The organism is Photorhabdus namnaonensis, assembly GCF_001684335.1.
Classification (GTDB): domain Bacteria; phylum Pseudomonadota; class Gammaproteobacteria; order Enterobacterales; family Enterobacteriaceae; genus Photorhabdus; species Photorhabdus namnaonensis.
In genome coordinates, this window is record NZ_LOIC01000055.1 from 17,645 (window position 1) to 35,005 (window position 17,361).

A 17,361-nucleotide genomic window follows, 5' to 3' on the forward strand; every position below is an offset into this window, starting at 1 on the left:
CCAATAAATCAAAATTTTCAGTAACGTGATTAATGACATTTAGTCGCAATTCACTCACCATTAACCAAGAGTTGAAAAGCAATAATCAGGTAAAATAATATTAATAGAATAGATTAACGCTAAAGTGTTTTCTCACCATTACTTTACAAATAAATCAATAAATAATGCGATAAAAAAAGAGATAAAACGATTAATTTAACCGAATTTAAATGCTAAAAAAGAGTTATCCTGAAAAACATTAACGATATTTTTACACTATCAAGCTATTGATTAGTGATTTATAAAGAAAAAAATAAAGGGGAATGATTTATAAAAACCCGCAGAATGGCCAGTAAAACAATATTGGTAAAACCATGTCAGTCAAAATAAATCGGATATGATTAACGTTCGTTTAAATGTAAAACCACGATATACCATAATGTTTAAATTTCGCAAAAAGCATATAGCCAAAAGATAAAAAACGGTTAAAACCAGATACCGATTAAAATCATACGTTAAAAAAATAACTTTTAATCACAGTTTTAAACTTGCTCTGGTTTTATGGGTATTTTAATTAAAGGTTTTAGCATTGGATAGTTATGACCGTACCTGTAATCGACAAGCGCCGGTCGGGCAACCACAATTAACAAGGTGTCCCTCCAGCGCGACAGGTATCTTGTATATTGAACAAGTCAGAACCTTCCGCAATCGCGCTGGTCTGTTTACAGGCGGGATAAAACACCGGGGCACCTTCTTAATAATATTTTCCGGGGAATATTTGCTTAACCCCTTTAATGAATGACTGTGAAAACGCAGATGAGTACCAAACTCTTCGCGAAAGCGGCGATAACAGGCCAGAATGCGCTGTTTTTTCTCCTGAGTGTAGCCCTGTTTAAAAAACAGGGTAATCGAGAGACCCAGGCGGGAAACAGTCAGTTCATCGGCATTGCTAAAAAGAAAAGAGGTCAGTTGTGATCTTAACTGGGCAAAGTAATCTGAAGTATCCATATTCTCTCCGTTAATTATGAAGCGGTGGCGAATGTCACACTCGCCAATATTGCCAAAACAGCGGCTAACGCGGCGGTGCTTACCGCAGCAGCAGCGGCTAAAATTTCCACCAGTGCAATCAGCGCGGCAGCGACGGCAAGGGTGACAAAGATAACGACGGCAACTTCGGCAATAATCACCACCACTTCCAGCATCTCTTCACCTACTTTTTTCAATATTTGCATCCAGCTGATGTTTTTGAGCTCTTCCAGGGTGATGTCTGAACCCTGTTGCACCGTCTGCCAGCGGGCTTTTATCTCACTTTCAGTCCAGGTCACGATTTTTCCCGTTTGTTCACTGACCCAGGAAAACGCGTAGCTGACCTGATGGCTTATCGGGTCAATAATCTCTTCACACACCCACTTGCCGGCTTGATTGAACCAGGTACCAAACTGGGCAAGGAGTTCGCGGGTACTGTTACGGATATAATCCAGTCCCTGTTCTGTCAGACCAGCCACCTCCTGCCCGAGGATTACCCAGTCTTCATAACTAGCTAAAAAAGACCACGGGGAGGTACTGACCAGCGGGAGTTTTTTGGTCAGCGGCTGCGGAATAGTCCCCGGCACACCCTCTGCGGGAGGAGCGGGTAAAGCTTCCTCATCAGGAGGAGAACCGGGTGGCAGCGGGGCCAGTGGTATCGGGTTTTTATAGTGTTGGGAACCGGGCTGATAAAGTTTTCGCCACGCTTCATCGTACTGTTTTTGCTCTTCTGTACGACTATCGCTGACTCGCATTACGCCAAAACGATCACGGGTAGCAATCTGGATATAATCTTTTTCTTGATCTCTACTTAGCTCATCCCCCGGAAATTTCACCTCAATCAACATTTTCAGATTATCAGGGTGCACAGAGCCATCAAAGTAGGTGGCGTTTCTACCCGGCCAGCGAAGAGCTTCCTCTTTAACCAGAATAATATCGGGTCGACGGATACCAACAACCCCAAACTTTTCCGCATCGTCGGCAGAAGACTGGGCAAACGGATTGCTGGATTGCGGTAAATTATCGCCATAACGCTGTTTCGAAATTTGACTGGTCGCCAGCATGGGCAGAGGAACGTCTTTAGCCGCTCTGATAGCAAACACCACTTCCGCTTTATAAGGCCACAGGAAATCATGTTTATACTCTTCCACTTTGATTAATCCGCTCATGACAATCTGTTTAAGAAAGCGAATAGTGCCCTGTTTAGTGAAAATTATTGCCGGCAGACGCAGGGCGTATTCAGCTTTTCTTGCCAGATAACAGGGATCTTCATCGGCGGGAAAGACCCCTATTTCCATCGTGCAATTAATTGAGGTGACAGCCGGGCACATCTTACCGCTGTTGGATATTGCCATACTTATTTCTCCATAAATTCCATAACATGCTCTAGCGGCGTGTTATCACTGATCTCGTATAAGGTTTGCTTCGGTTTCGGTGGGGTGGTTTCTGGTGAACTCAGTTGCAGATTTTCTTCGGCCTCACTCCGTACAGTCATCGTTCTGCCCAGCGCATCGGTTTTACCGGAAAGGGTCTGACCGCCAGCGGTGGTAATGGTGTAGCGGGTATGCGCCAGGGGTTTACCGCTCTGTTCACTGAGCAGGGTATAGCGTGCGGAGTAGTCAAACAGTGCGTCAGCGGATTTTCTTCCTGTCACATGGTCGGTCATGGTGATGCTGACCCCTTCGATACGGATATTCCCCATCGGATCAATGACTATCTGTCCGCCCGCGTTCCCAATAATGATTTGCCCGCTTTCCGAGTGCACCGTGAGATGTTTACCCACGGTAATTTGCTGGTTATCTTCAATGTTTAATTGATGGCTTTTACCAACGGAAATGACTTGCTGGCCTTTAATGGTCACGGTTTGATTTTGACCGACGTCAAGCGTCTGGCAGCCCTGAACGGTTTCATCATCATCGTTTTTAATGATCGCCGCGCGGTTATGCGCCACGTCTGTTTGCTGGTCATGGCCTATGTGCATGGTTTTATCCCAGAGGATCTGCGTTTTCATATTCCGTTGAGCATGAATAAACACTTCCTCGCTGCCTCTTTCATCCTCAAAACGCAGTTCATTAAATCCCTGTCCTCCACGAGTTCGGGTTTTAAAGGTGGTACGGGTTTTCTCCAGCGGTAAATCAAGCGGCGGACGATTGAGGCCATTGTAAGTACACCCCGTCACAATCGGGCGGTCGATATCGCCGTTGAGATAGCTGACGATCACCTCCTGCCCGACGCGCGGTATCGCCATAAAACCGAAACCGTTGCCGTTCCAGCCCTGGGCCACCCGTACCCAGCAAGACGCGAGGTCGTCCGCTTTATCGTAACGGTTCCAGTGGAAATGAATCCGTATCGCGCCGTGTTCGTTCACATAAATCTCTTCGCTTCCCGGCCCGACCACCGTGGCGACTTCATCACCGTCCGCCAGCGGTTTGTAGCGGTAAGGGGGTCGCCAGTCCTGTCGCCCGGGAATAAAGGCGACCTCGTTGGTCAGGGTGGTCCCTTCGCCGCCGTCGTTTGACGCGATAGGTTGCTGCCCATAATGCGTGACAGACAGCACCTGCCAGCGGTCGTTCATGGCCTCTATGGGATGGGATTGCAGGGTAAAAATTTTGCCCGGACGAAGCAGGATACAGTTGGTTTTGGCGGTACCGACTTTGCTGTAGTTTTGTAACTGTTCCAGCCGCAGTTGGGTAAACGGTTTTCCTTCCGCGTCCCACTGGAAACGGCCGTAACTTTCAAACACCGAATGGTGTCCGCTATCGTCGGTGGTCTCCCGGTGTTCAAGTGCGTAGTTGGGGTTAAGAAAGTTACGATCTTTCTGGACAGTGCCGTTCGAACACAGGTATTCGCCATAGCTCCACTGGTATGCGGTGGTGTCTGTCTCGTCCGTTTCAGGGTGCGTATTGTAAGTCAGATCGATACCCGCCCGCATGCCCAGATAGCAATCACAGAACAACAGCTGTTTTTCATCAAACCAGAAGACAATGCCCTCTTCCGCCGCCAGCCGGCACCAAAAATCATAGGCGGATTCGCGTTTTTGCGTGGTGTATTCCCGTTCGACATGGCGTTTATAAAGCGTACCGCGGGTAAATAAAATACGATGCTCTTTCAGCAGGATCGCTAAGATTTCTGGTACCGACTGTCGATGGAAAATACGGCTGTCCTGATTGAGCGTCATCAGCCACATTGTGGGGCGGACAGTGAAAATATAAACAGTGCGACGGCCATCGGTATTATCCTGTTCAACCCCGGTGATTAAACCATTAATGGTCCGTTCGGTGACGCCATTGCGGGTAATGGTCAGTGACGCGCAGTCCCCCAGTTGTTCATTCAGGGGAATGTCATCACGTGAGCTCACCACTTTTATCGTCAGGCGATAAAGCTGTGACAGCGCTTCCTGTAAAGTAAATTGCGAGACCTGAAAGGTGGTTTGGGGCAGTGCGCCAATTCGGCAGGTGAAAACTAATCCATCCATATTTGAAACCTTACATAACTGAACCGTTATCCTGAGATGGGGATAACGCAGGAAGCCATTAAACGAGCCATGACAGGCGGCTCTTTTAAATAGCGCCGGTCTGTTACCGCGGTAAAAAAACGACAGCGTAAAATAGCCATCATTTAATACGTGGCGTTAGAGAGAACAACAGACCGCGTCCAGCTAAGTAGGATGGAGTGGAGACAAATAACAGAGCATTTCGCTCTCTCAATATTATGACCCCAAGCTCACGATATTTATCAGATGAATATGAAGAGAATGTGATTAATGTCACGAAAAATGGCTAATTAATCGCCATCAATTCCGATTTTTCATATTGAATTCTTTGATTAATAAATCGCTCAATAGCTCCTTTTTCAATCGAAAAATTTAACCTGTCATGGGTCGTCACTCCCAATAACAGGCAATAAATCTCTGCGGGTTTATTTTCAATGCTGGCTTTTTGCGACATCCTCTCACTGGGCAAGGGTTTACGGCGGTTTTTGCTAAAAAAAGACTATTTATTGTACAGATCAATATCTAATTCACAAAAATAAACCATTAAGAATCAACTAACTATAAAAAAATCATTTTTTTATCATATTCACTGTAAGAAATTAATGTGTAGTGCGACTAATTGAGTGAAGCAAATGCTTGTTTCAGCAAAGCAGTATTCACTTTCGACACAAATATAAAAGGAACGTCCTATGACTAAGCAAACGACAAAAGCATTACTGGCCCTGGCTTTAGGCAGCGTATTTATTACGGGAAGCACTTTAGCAATGGCGGATTCCGGCAGCAAAATGGAGAAATGCTATGGCGTTTCTCTGAAAGGGAAAAATGACTGTAAAGCAGGAGCAGGCACCACCTGTGCTGGTACCTCAAAAAAGGATTATCAGGGTAATGCCTGGAAAATGGTACCGGCGGGTTCTTGCGTAAAAATGAAGTCTCCAACCTCTCCGACCGGTTTTGGTCAACTAGACGCGTTTAAAGAAGTGTAATTCCGGCATCAGACAGGAGCTCATACGATGACAATTTCTTTACCCTCACACAGCGTCTCTCGTGATGCTCCTGACTGTCTCATGCTAAATAGGCTCCCGGCCAGAACAGGGATTGGGTTAAAGCCGGAGCATTTTCGCGCTATCCTGCGCGATAAACCCGACATTGGTTTTTTTGAAATTCACGCGGAAAATTATCTGGTCGCGGGTGGTCCGTTTCACCAGGCATTGACCGCCATTCGCCAAGATTATCCGCTCTCTATTCATGGAGTGGGCCTGTCCATCGGAGGAGAAAATCCTCTGAATCAGACCCATTTACAACGTGTCGCCGCGCTGGTTGAACGCTACCAGCCGGCCGTTTTTTCTGAACACCTTGCCTGGTCGACGCACAACGATCTATTTCTCAATGATCTGCTGCCGCTGCCTTATACCGACGTCACGCTGACGCGGGTCTGCGAACACATCGATCAGGTACAGAATGCACTGCGTCGCCCCATTCTGCTGGAAAACCCGTCCACCTACATCGAGTTCAGCTCCTCAACCATGAGCGAGACTGACTTTATTTCCGAGGTGATACGCCGCACCGGATGCGGACTACTGCTGGACGTGAACAATCTCTATATCAGTGGCGTCAACCATAATCGCTGCCCACGGCAGATGCTATTCGAGCTGCCACTTCACCGTGTCGGTGAAATTCATCTGGCGGGCTATACGGAAAGCCGCGATGGAGCAAACGACCTGCTGCTGATTGATTCACACAACAGTCATGTGACCGAGCCTGTCTGGGATCTCTATAACAAGACCCTGCATGAAACAGGGCCGATCGCCACCCTTATCGAATGGGACAGCAATATTCCACCATTAGACGTGTTGCTGAATGAAGCCAACCATGCCCAGCGTTACATTACGGAGAGCACGAAAAATGCAACAACAACTGTATCAAGCCCTTCTTGACCCCGACCTCATAGTGCCAGAAGGGCTGACAGCCTGGAACGGTAGCGATCCAGCGGTACGTTTTGCGGTTTATCGTAATAATGTCATAACGTCGCTGATTGACGCACTGGCCGAAAACTGCCCCGTCCTTGTCGCCCAGCTCGGAGAGTGCTTTTTCCGTGCGATGGCGGCGGAATTTATACGTCAACAACCGCCTTCTTCTCCTGTTTTGGCAGGCTATGGCGCGCAATTGCCGGACTGGATTGCGACGTTTCAGCCGTTGGCCGACTGGCCCTGGCTGAGCGATCTCACCCGGCTGGAAATGTTGTTTATTGAATCACTGCACGCGGCGGACCCTACCGTACAAACGACAGAAGCGGCCCCTGTTGACGATCCCTCACAGTTGCGGATGGTTCTCCATCCCTCTGTACGGATTTTCAGTTCAGATTATGCCGTTTTCAACCTGTGGGCCTCACACCAACAAAGTGAAAACGAGATGGTACTGGACCCATTCCAGCCGGAACATATGCTACTGTGCCGCGTTGACGACGACGTGCGAATAATGTTGCTCAGCCGTGCGGAAATACAGTTTGTTGCCATGCTCCAGTCTGGTCGGTGTCTTACCGAAGCCCTGGAGATTGCCGCCGGGGAAGATACAACTTTTGAGCCTCAGCCGGTTTTACAACGCATGCGGCATTACGAACTGATCCTTTCTCTATATAGCAACACGGAGCGCTAAGATGGCATTACTCAAAACATTAGTGTTAAAAGGGCAACACATTGCGCAGGAAAGTGTTATCCCCCTTCTGGCACGCATTAGCCTTGCCGCAACATTCTGGCTGTCGGGCCAAAGCAAAGTGGTGGGATTAAACATAGATATTCTGGAGACACGCACACCCTGGCAATTAGGGATTCCGCACGTTACCGACAGCTCCGTGTCGCTCTTTACCAACGAGTACCAGCTTCCTCTGCTACCACCCGATGTTGCCGCTGTCATGGCGGCGACCGCAGAACACTTATTTCCGCTGCTGCTGATTGTCGGATTAGCGACACGCTTCTCCGCGCTAGCATTAATGGTGATGACGATGGTGATTCAGATATTTGTTTATCCAGATGCCTGGCCTGTTCACGCTACCTGGCTGACGGCTCAGTTGTATCTGGTGACGTATGGCGGCGGGAGGTTTTCGCTTGATCGCCTGATTTACCGCCATCGTACCTGATTCCCCCTCCCTACGTTACTTTATTTTGATTCTCGTTTCGCCACGAGCGAATGCGGAAGTGATAGTGCGCAGGTCGGCAAGCTGTTGTCTGACGTTTCGGCACCCACCGCATATTCGCAAATGCAGCATTAGCTGAACATGTTGGGAAAGCACGATTTTTTCATCCAGCGCCTGAGACATCAGGCGCGTAGCTTGATAACAACTAAGCATATTTACCCTCCTGGGAAAACCAACGTTGTGACAAACATTCGCGTAAACGCATACGCGCACGCCAGAGCATCACATTCAGGTTGCTGACAGAAAGCGCCATTTCCTGACAAATCTCCTGAGTCTCAAGACCAATAAATTCGCGCATCATAAATGCCCGGGCGTTTTGCGTTGGCAACTGAGTCAGACAAAGCTCAAAAACCGTCCAGAATTGTTCCTGCTCGGCCGCCTCATCCGGTAAATGCCAGCACTGAGGATGCTCGTTTCGCGGCCAGTGACCAGATTCATCAAACAGCGCTTCGAAATTTTGCTCATCAACATCATCAGTCAATTGCACGTTGCTGTGCCGATAACGCATACGCAAAGCGTCCGAGATTTTGTTGCGCAGGATCGTAAACACCCAACTCTTCCAGGCGGCTCGCCCGGCAAAAGAAGCGGCATTCTTCATCGCCCCTTCCAGCGCCTCTTGGACAACATCTTCCGCCTGATGAAAATCATTCAACTGCAAGCTGGCAAACTGCAACATCTGTTTATGCAGCGTAGAAAAAAACTGCGGATCCCGCAGCAGATTACTGATATCGGACATCGTGGTTTCTATCTCAACAGGATTGTTCGGGATAACCGGGTATTACGAAACACTATTTTGGTGGAATCGCTTAAATTCACTCACATGACTTAGGGACCGCTTGGGGAACGAACGTAATTTTAAATTAAATCTGTTTTTTGTACAGCAGGAGAAGAACCTTTTCCCCAGATACGCCTGTTTTTTTGTTCAACCTCAGTGGCTCCATTTACGCACAGTTCATAGGCTTTCTCATCCTCACGTTTACCAACAACAATAACCTATATCACGATTTCTTCATCAATCACTTGATAAATCAACCGAAAACCAGATGTGCGTAACTTTATTTTAAAACAACCTGCCAGATTACCGTTTAAACGAACAGTTTTTGCGAACCTAATGGTTTTTCCATTTTCATTAAACTGATACTTAAGTTTTCTCGTTTTTCCTCTATTTGATTTATTTTAGGTTTAAAACCAAAAAGGATAATAGATATGCTAATAGTATTAAAATCAAAACCAATTTATTTAATGGTTTTAATACTGCTAAATGTTTTTATTCTTTTTTCGCTGTAATTGGTTAACCTAAAAGTCTATCAGCTTTTCTTACTACTGTTTTATCACTTTCAGATAACGCATTTAAATAAGTAGAGTTTTATATAACCATTTGTTTTTAAATGGTATAAAAAAGATAGTCCATATGATTTAACCTGATAAATCGGACTTAGAAAAGTCAATAAAAAGCACTAAATCGTAAGGTTAATAAAGGAATAAAAACAACGTTAAAAACCAGCAATCTAAAATGTGCACGTTCATCACGTGCACATTTTATTATTTTCTGAATAACCTACGGTTAAAATCCTCAATCTTTCCAAACATCACCCGCTTTTGCATAGTCAAGCTCCAACTAGCAGATAAACCAGCAGCACTCATCAGCCGACGATATTGCTCCTCGTCAAATGGCATATTAAAAGCAATAGCTATCGCTTCCTTAATTAAAACATCACTATTACGGGAAACAAGAATAAGAGGCTCATCTGGGCTGACATTTCCCGCGGCAATAATCCTATAAAGCCAGCCACAACGACCACTTTCCTGCATAATGGCAGAAAAATTGCTGATACCAGAATGACAGTTAAGTTTGTAGCAAGGCGAACGAGGCTGAGTTACCTGAATCATTGCCTCCCCCCAACTGAAAATGTCACCAATACAAACATTTTCTTCAGTCAACCCCGTTGTGGAAATATTTTCACCAAACGCTGGAGCAATAAAAAAATCTTCTTGATCAGGAAATTGATGTTTCCAGAAATCATAGTGTTCACGAGGATAATGACAAAGTGCACGATCAGGACCACCGTGGATACGGGTTTCAGCCTGCTCATCACCTTCCAATCCTAGAGAAGTCAGACTCAGGCTACCATCAACCATTCGTTTATTAATTGCACTAGCAGAAAGTTTCCCTGATATTTCAATTTTACCTGTATATACCTGCGGACAATACATAATTCACTTTCCTTATTGAAATCAGTCTGACATCACCATCATAAACCAACATTCAACCAATAAAAATGCCGGCTGTCATATCAGCCGGCATAGCAGAAAAGAGAAATTATTTAGCCAATTATTTCACTTTTTCCTGATAACGTGTTGCTGCTTCATCCCAGTTAACAACGCTCCAGAATGCTTTAATATAGTCAGGACGACGGTTTTGGTACTGTAAGTAATAAGCATGTTCCCAAACATCCAGACCAATAATCGGATAACCAGATGCACCAGAAATAGCTTCGCCCATTAATGGGCTATCTTGGTTAGCAGTCGATACAACCGCCAGCTTGCCATCATCTTTCAGTACTAGCCAAGCCCAACCAGAACCAAAACGGGTAGCCGCTGCCTGCTCAAATTTCTCTTTAAAAGAATCTATGCTACCGAAATCACGTTCAATAGCGTCTTTTAATGGACCTTGCAGAGTTGTACCTAATTTCAGACCTTTCCAAAACAAGCTATGGTTAGCGTGTCCACCAGCATTGTTACGTACAAAAGTACGTTTATCAGCAGGTATTTTATCTAATTGCTGAATCAGATCATCAATACCCAGTCCCGCCAGCTCTGGGAAAGCTTCCAAGGCACTATTGGTATTATTGACGTAAGTCTGATGATGCTTGGTATGGTGAATTTCCATCGTCTGCTTATCAAAATGAGGTTCCAGAGCTTCATAAGAATAAGGAAGAGAAGGTAATGAATAGCTCATATCATGTACTCCAGTCATATAAGAATGGTTCAAAGTCCACACCTTGTGAACAACGTGATCATTATAGTTAATTAAATATTATTGGAAATGTTTATCAATACCATATTCTCATTATGGTTTTATTATATGACTGTGTTTCAGCAACTTATCAGTCAATTTATCTATATTTAACATTATTATTGGATTAGGATTTTGAATTACTATTTTTGGTTAGCAATTAAACCTAAAGAAACCCGCCACACTAAATGACAATTACGTGAAAAATATTCTTTTTATTGCGTGATCTTCCGCGCAAAAAAAAAACAAAAATTCTCTTTACACTTTAGTTAACTTTGATTTGACATAATATTAACATTCGTAAGGAGAATATTATATGACCAAAATAATGAAGCACCCTATTCCTGCCTCCATCGCAGAACATGCCCTGATGAATAAACAACAATATCAACAAGATTACCAATTATCGTTGCAAGATCCCGAAAGGTTCTGGGGTGAGAAAGGCAAAATTATTGACTGGATTAAGCCTTACACCAAGGTAAAAAATACCTCTTTTGATCCTGGACATATCAATATCCGCTGGTTTGAAGATGGAACACTAAACTTAAGTGCAAATTGCCTCGATCGTCATCTAAAAGAACGTGGCGATCAAACTGCTATTATCTGGGAAGGTGATGATCCGACAGAATCCAAAGCAATAACCTATCGTGAACTACACCATGATGTATGTCAGTTTGCCAATGTATTAAAAAATCTGGGTATTAAAAAAGGCGATGTTGTTGCTGTTTACATGCCGATGGTGCCAGAAGCAGCGGTTGCCATGTTGGCATGTGCCCGCATTGGTGCTATTCACTCTGTTATTTTTGCAGGTTTTTCTCCCGACGCCGTATCCGGGCGCATCATCGATTCAAACACAAAATTGGTCATTACCGCCGATGAAGGATTGAGAGCCGGACGCACCATTCCCCTGAAAAAGAATGTTGATGACGCATTAAATAATGCAGCCGTTGTCAATGTATCCAATGTGATCGTTTTTAAACGTACTGGAAATATTAGTCACTGGCAATCTGGCCGTGACCTTTGGTGGCATGAATTGGTAGCAGACGCTAGTGCTGATTGCCCAGTCGAAGAGATGAATGCAGAAGACCCGCTATTTATTCTCTATACCTCAGGCTCTACCGGTAAACCTAAAGGTGTACTGCACACCACCGGAGGGTACCTTGTATATGCATCTCTAACATTTAAATATGTATTCGACTATCAGCCAGGGGAAGTCTATTGGTGCACAGCAGATGTGGGATGGGTTACCGGGCATAGTTACCTGCTCTACGGTCCCCTTTCCTACGGCGCTATTACTCTAATGTTTGAAGGCGTACCAAACTATCCTGCGGTTAACCGTCTGAGTCAGATTATTGACAAACATCAAGTCAATATCCTGTACACAGCACCTACAGCGATTCGAGCCCTGATGGCTGAAGGTGACAAAGCTATTGAAGGAACAAAACGTACTTCTCTGCGTATTATGGGATCAGTTGGCGAACCGATTAATCCGGAAGCTTGGGAATGGTATTACCAGAAAATTGGTAACAGCAATTGCCCGATTGTCGATACCTGGTGGCAAACAGAAACGGGTGGCTTCATGATCACACCACTGCCGGGCGCAACCGAACTAAAAGCAGGTTCTGCAACTCTACCTTTCTTTGGCGTTCAGCCTGCATTGGTTGACAATCTTGGTGAACTACTAGAAGGGGTTTGTGAAGGAAACTTAGTTATTACCGATTCCTGGCCAGGACAAGCACGCTCACTATTTGGCGATCATGACCGTTTCGAACAAACCTATTTCTCTACCTTTAAGGGAATGTATTTCAGTGGCGATGGCGCACGCCGTGATGAAGATGGCTACTATTGGATAACTGGCCGTGTTGATGATGTGTTGAATATTTCCGGCCATCGTCTAGGTACTGCTGAAATTGAATCTGCTTTAGTCTCCCATCCTAAAATTGCAGAAGCTGCTGTCGTAGGTACCCCGCATAACATTAAAGGGCAGGCAATTTACGCTTATGTCACCTTAAATCACGGTGAAGAACCCTCTCCAGAATTATATACAGAAGTCCGTAATTGGGTACGTAAAGAAATCGGCCCGATTGCTACACCAGATATCCTACACTGGACAGACTCCTTACCAAAAACTCGTTCAGGAAAAATTATGCGTCGTATCCTGCGCAAAATAGCCTCCGGCGATACCAGCAATCTAGGAGACATTTCAACACTAGCAGATCCAGGCGTAGTAGAAAAATTGTTGGAAGAAAAACAAACAATGAGAATTTCGTAACAGATCATGCCGCCGTAAGGCGGCTGTAATCAAAATATAATAAATATAAGAGGATATATTCCGATGAATGACGATATTTACCAAGGGATCGAAAATAACCCTCGTTTTAAAGAATTGGTTGAAAAGCGAGGACGTTTTGCATGGTTGCTATCAATAATCACATTAATTCTGTATGTCAGTTTTATTTTTCTCATTGCATTTGCACCCGAATGGCTAGGTACTCCCCTTTATAATGATTCCAGTATTACCCGTGGAATACCGGTTGGTATTGGTTTAATTATTATTTCATTCATCTTAACCGGCTTATAAATAAGATTTCAAAATAGTGCTACATCTTATACCACTCATAATTCTATGTATAACAATGGGTTGAAGAAGGCTATGTGTAGCATAATTACGAAACGTTATTTATGTCATCAGAGCCAATAGCGAGTTTGATCACCTTACCTCACAAATTCTCAGTGAGGTAAAGAAATGAAAAAGTTCCTGTTATTAGCAATAATGCTATTTCCTCATCTCACCTGGGCTAGTGCAATCTCTGAAACCGGAGAAAGACAACCTGTCAACGTTCAGGCTATTATCATGTTTGTCCTGTTTGTTGGTTTTACACTCTATATCACTTACTGGGCCTCAAAAAAAACGCGCTCCCGTACTGATTACTACACGGCAGGTGGACGTATTACAGGTTTTCAAAATGGAATGGCAATTGCAGGAGATTTTATGTCCGCAGCATCATTCCTCGGCATTTCCGCTCTAGTCTATACCTCTGGTTATGATGGGTTGATTTATTCTATCGGCTTCCTGATTGGCTGGCCTATTATCCTATTTCTGATTGCCGAAAGATTAAGAAACCTTGGACGCTATACTTTTGCTGATGTCGCTTCTTACCGGTTACAGCAACGTCCAGTCCGTACGTTATCTGCAATTGGCTCGCTGTTTGTTGTCGCTCTTTATCTTATCGCTCAAATGGTTGGGGCAGGTAAGCTTATCGAATTGCTTTTTGGGCTCAATTACCATGTAGCGGTCGTATTAGTTGGTATCCTTATGGTACTTTATGTTCTGTTTGGCGGTATGCTAGCAACAACCTGGGTACAAATTATCAAAGCTATCCTATTACTAGCTGGCGCCACCTTTATGGCCCTTATGGTCATGAAAACAGTAAACTTCAATTTCAATACGCTATTCAAAGAAGCCATTGTTGTTCATTCAAGAGGTGAAGCCATCATGAGTCCAGGAGGATTGGTATCTGACCCAATATCCGCACTTTCTCTTGGTCTGGCATTGATGTTTGGTACTGCTGGTTTACCTCATATTATTATGCGTTTCTTTACTGTAAGTGATGCGAAAGAAGCACGAAAAAGCGTTTTCTATGCTACTGGCTTTATTGGCTATTTTTACATTCTGACCTTTATCATAGGCTTCGGTGCTATTTTACTGGTTAGCCCAAACCCTTCCTTTAAAGATGCTACAGGAACGCTCATTGGTGGGACTAACATGGCCGCCGTTCATCTCGCTAATGCAGTTGGAGGCAACTTGTTCCTAGGTTTCATCTCTGCTGTCGCCTTTGCCACAATTCTAGCCGTTGTTGCGGGGCTAACGCTGGCTGGCGCATCAGCGGTATCACATGACCTATATGCAAACGCCATTAAACGCGGTAAAGCCAATGAACGAGATGAATTGAAAGTATCAAAAATAACAGTTGTGATACTTGGATTTATCGCAATCGGATTAGGTATTTTATTTGAAAACCAGAATATAGCTTTCATGGTTGGATTAGCATTTTCTATTGCTGCAAGCTGTAACTTCCCAATTATTCTTTTATCTATGTACTGGCGTAAACTCACTACCCGTGGCGCCTTAGCTGGGGGTTGGCTAGGATTAATTACAGCGGTAGTTTTGATGATTCTCGGCCCAACAATCTGGGTTAGCATTCTCGGTCACGAGAAACCAATCTATCCTTATGAATATCCAGCATTATTTTCAATGATCATCGCTTTTATTGGTTCATGGCTATTTTCTATCACCGATAATTCACAACAAGGTATGCAGGAAAGAGAACAATTTAGAATCCAGTTTATTCGATCACAAACAGGCATCGGTATCGCACAAGGAAAAACACATTAATTACGTTTTTATGTCCAGCCTCTCCTTCGGGAGAGGTATTTTCATTAGAAGCCACCTGAATTCAGAGCTATTTCACAAGTTAACCTCTTGTTTTACTCTCAGGTTAATGATTAACTCTTTTATTTCAATTTATTAATTAAGCTATTAATCTATATGCGAAATAAATTGCCGATTATTATTATTTTGATTCTCTCTTTACTACCGGTAATTTTCACTAGTGATTTGGCCGGTGAGTATAAGTTAAAAATAATATTGCTGAGTTTATTGCTAGTGAGTGTTAACGCTTTTTTTTATTGTTATAAATATCTTAAGCCATTGGTTTTACTTATTTCTCTACTGTGGTCTCTTAATATATCCACATCTTTTTTCTTCTTTAATGAACATCAAATAAGTTTTTCTTCAACTATTGCCAATACTTTTATTAATACAAACAGCAATGAAGCTGTCGGCATGTTGTCCTACAACAAATACTATGTACTTTTCTTTATTTTCATGTTGTTAATATATCTTTTATCTATTATATGGCTATCAAAAAATATAGACAAAAGATTACTCAAATCCAGTTTATGGGCTTTTATTTTTGTCTGCTTGTTAGTGCCTGTTAACTACTATATCTCAGGAAAGAAATATTCAGATGATATTATTCTATCAGAACACTTTTTAATGGGAACACCATTCTATAACTCATCATCAATGGTAAAAGCAATATATGAAAATCAACAAATTAAAAATATTTCTTCTGTTAAGGTGAATTTTAATTATATAAAAGAAGATAAAGATATTGATATTTACATATTGCTGATAGGAGAATCAGCAAGAAGAGATCATATGTCTCTGTACGGTTATAACAAAACCACAACACCAACATTAGACACGATGCAGAGAAATATGTTGATATTCAATCAAGCTATTTCTCCAGCTCCAGTTACTATATTATCCTTACCTATTTCGCTTTCTAATATTACTCTATATCAACTCAGAAATAAGGTTCATTATGCTGATAATATTATATCTTTAGCTAAAGATGCAGGTTTTAGGACAACTTGGATAAGTAACCAAGGAAGATCAGGTAAAAGCAATAGCCTGATCACAGTTATTGCTAATATGGCTGAAAGCCAAAAATGGAATGAATATATTGGATATGATGAAGAATTACTACCCTATTTAGATGATGCACTAAAACAGAAAGGTAAAAAATTTATTATTATGCATATCTATGGCAGTCATGAGCCATCTTGTAACCGATTTCCCGAAAATAAACTGATATCTTTCTCATCAAACGAAGATGATAATTGCTATGACAGCTCAATAACTTATACAGATCATCTAATAGAGAAAATTATTAATAAAATCAAAGATCATAAAGCATCTATTCTCTATTTTTCAGATCATGGATTACAACGTTTAGATAAAAACGGTGACATCCGTTATCACCACGGAGTTAGTCATCCTCGAAAAGAGGCTTATAATATCCCTTTATTTATCTGGTATAACGATAATGTCGATCCAAAATATCGTCATACTGGTGTAATAAATACCCCTTTCTCAACTTCAGATAATTATTACCTTATCAGTGGTTGGCTAGGTATTTATCATAAATCTCCAGAATACTGCCGTTCACCATTAAGCAACTGTTTCAAATCACAGAAAGAGCTAATGGTGATCGATGGTAATAAAAACCTGATGAAATATAGCGAGCTTTCTGATGAGAAAGATATCAAAGCTTTAGGTAAATGATTTGGATTCCAATATCCAAATATCATATACAATATATGGCTGACTTGAATGAGAGTAGGTTTACGTTTTCTTATTCCCATAAATAATGTATTTATGGTTGATATCATGGCTAAGATAGCCCTGAGAATAAAAATAAAAGTAGCAGACAACTAAACAATATAAGCAAACAACAAAATAATACATACCTTAATACGCAAAAACCCCCAGCCTGCGCTGAGGGTTTCCACTGTTTTTAAAGCCTGGCAGTGTCCTACTCTCACATGGGGAGACCCCACACTACCATCGGCGCTACGGCGTTTCACTGCTGAGTTCGGCATGGGGTCAGGTGGGACCACCGCGCTATCGCCGCCAGGCATATTCCGTTTTATTCCAACCCTTGTCTGACCCTACGTCACCACAACCATTGGAACCAATCTCTGAACAAGCTGAATACTTCTCTCTCTTCCGGCCGCTCTCTTCTGACATCGGCCTGCTGCACGCCAAAACCCCTTCGGCGTTGTAAGGTTAAGCCGCTCGGTTCATTA

At 43.2% G+C, this 17,361-nt stretch carries 13 protein-coding genes, 1 rRNA gene and 3 pseudogenes; 8 read left to right on the forward strand and 9 right to left on the reverse strand.

What is annotated here, in order from left to right; genetic code table 11:
• Nucleotides 1–732: 732 nt before the first annotated feature.
• The 3 genes and pseudogenes from Phpb_RS23695 to tssI form a co-directional block, all read right to left on the reverse strand.
• A pseudogene (locus tag Phpb_RS23695) lies at nucleotides 733–987 on the reverse strand (hypothetical protein); the annotation flags it as partial.
• A 14-nt stretch (nucleotides 988–1,001) separates the two neighbouring features.
• Complete coding sequence (locus Phpb_RS09860) at nucleotides 1,002–2,360, reverse strand: VRR-NUC domain-containing protein (RefSeq protein ID WP_065390188.1); 1,359 nt, start codon at nucleotides 2,358–2,360, stop codon at nucleotides 1,002–1,004.
• A 2-nt stretch (nucleotides 2,361–2,362) separates the two neighbouring features.
• Nucleotides 2,363–4,480, reverse strand: coding sequence for a type VI secretion system tip protein TssI/VgrG (tssI, locus tag Phpb_RS09865; protein ID WP_065390189.1), 2,118 nt, complete (start codon nucleotides 4,478–4,480; stop codon nucleotides 2,363–2,365).
• 707 nt (nucleotides 4,481–5,187) lie between these two features.
• On the opposite strand from tssI, the gene Phpb_RS09870 reads away from it, so the two are divergent.
• The 4 genes from Phpb_RS09870 to Phpb_RS09885 are packed head-to-tail and all read left to right on the forward strand — an operon-like array spanning nucleotide 5,188 to nucleotide 7,631.
• Nucleotides 5,188–5,481: a BufA1 family periplasmic bufferin-type metallophore gene (locus Phpb_RS09870; protein ID WP_065390190.1), complete on the forward strand. Its 294-nt coding sequence runs from the start codon at nucleotides 5,188–5,190 to the stop codon at nucleotides 5,479–5,481.
• A 27-nt stretch (nucleotides 5,482–5,508) separates the two neighbouring features.
• On the forward strand, nucleotides 5,509–6,432 hold the full coding sequence (bufB, locus tag Phpb_RS09875; protein ID WP_065390191.1) for an MNIO family bufferin maturase: 924 nt from the start codon (nucleotides 5,509–5,511) through the stop codon (nucleotides 6,430–6,432).
• Nucleotides 6,401–7,150, forward strand: coding sequence for an HvfC/BufC N-terminal domain-containing protein (locus tag Phpb_RS09880; protein ID WP_065390192.1), 750 nt, complete (start codon nucleotides 6,401–6,403; stop codon nucleotides 7,148–7,150). Before bufB ends, Phpb_RS09880 begins: the two co-directional genes overlap by 32 nt.
• 1 nt (nucleotide 7,151) lies before the next feature.
• Complete coding sequence (locus Phpb_RS09885) at nucleotides 7,152–7,631, forward strand: DoxX family protein (protein ID WP_065390193.1); 480 nt, start codon at nucleotides 7,152–7,154, stop codon at nucleotides 7,629–7,631.
• A 15-nt stretch (nucleotides 7,632–7,646) separates the two neighbouring features.
• On the opposite strand, the gene Phpb_RS09890 is transcribed toward Phpb_RS09885, so the two are convergent.
• The 5 genes and pseudogenes from Phpb_RS09890 to sodA form a co-directional block, all read right to left on the reverse strand.
• Nucleotides 7,647–7,841 (reverse strand): anti-sigma factor family protein, encoded by a 195-nt coding sequence (locus tag Phpb_RS09890; protein WP_065390194.1) that lies wholly within the window; start codon nucleotides 7,839–7,841, stop codon nucleotides 7,647–7,649.
• Entirely contained in the window at nucleotides 7,834–8,424 is a 591-nt protein-coding gene (locus tag Phpb_RS09895) for an RNA polymerase factor sigma-70 (RefSeq protein WP_065390195.1), read from the reverse strand. The genes Phpb_RS09890 and Phpb_RS09895 overlap by 8 nt, the downstream gene beginning before the upstream one ends.
• Nucleotides 8,425–8,684: 260 nt before the next feature.
• Nucleotides 8,685–8,801: pseudogene (locus tag Phpb_RS27235) on the reverse strand (type II toxin-antitoxin system RelE family toxin); the annotation flags it as partial.
• A gap of 429 nt (nucleotides 8,802–9,230) precedes the next feature.
• Complete coding sequence (gene yiiM, locus Phpb_RS09900) at nucleotides 9,231–9,902, reverse strand: 6-hydroxyaminopurine reductase (protein ID WP_065390196.1); 672 nt, start codon at nucleotides 9,900–9,902, stop codon at nucleotides 9,231–9,233.
• Nucleotides 9,903–10,020: 118 nt separating this feature from the next.
• Entirely contained in the window at nucleotides 10,021–10,647 is a 627-nt protein-coding gene (gene sodA / locus Phpb_RS09905) for a superoxide dismutase [Mn] (RefSeq protein WP_065390197.1), read from the reverse strand.
• 373 nt (nucleotides 10,648–11,020) lie between these two features.
• Between sodA and acs the strand changes: the two genes are divergently transcribed.
• The 4 genes and pseudogenes from acs (at nucleotide 11,021) to Phpb_RS09925 (ending at nucleotide 16,837) form a co-directional block, all read left to right on the forward strand.
• On the forward strand, nucleotides 11,021–12,976 hold the full coding sequence (gene acs / locus Phpb_RS09910) for an acetate--CoA ligase (RefSeq protein WP_065390198.1): 1,956 nt from the start codon (nucleotides 11,021–11,023) through the stop codon (nucleotides 12,974–12,976).
• A 63-nt stretch (nucleotides 12,977–13,039) separates the two neighbouring features.
• Nucleotides 13,040–13,282: pseudogene (locus tag Phpb_RS09915) on the forward strand (DUF485 domain-containing protein); the annotation flags it as partial.
• A gap of 168 nt (nucleotides 13,283–13,450) precedes the next feature.
• Nucleotides 13,451–15,100, forward strand: a complete 1,650-nt coding sequence (gene actP / locus Phpb_RS09920) for a cation/acetate symporter ActP (protein ID WP_065390199.1) — start codon at nucleotides 13,451–13,453, stop codon at nucleotides 15,098–15,100.
• A gap of 153 nt (nucleotides 15,101–15,253) precedes the next feature.
• Nucleotides 15,254–16,837, forward strand: a complete 1,584-nt coding sequence (locus tag Phpb_RS09925; protein ID WP_065390200.1) for a phosphoethanolamine transferase — start codon at nucleotides 15,254–15,256, stop codon at nucleotides 16,835–16,837.
• Nucleotides 16,838–17,074: 237 nt separating this feature from the next.
• On the opposite strand, the gene rrf is transcribed toward Phpb_RS09925, so the two are convergent.
• Nucleotides 17,075–17,190 (reverse strand): 5S ribosomal RNA (rrf, locus tag Phpb_RS09930).
• Between the last annotated feature and the right edge of the window lie 171 nt (nucleotides 17,191–17,361).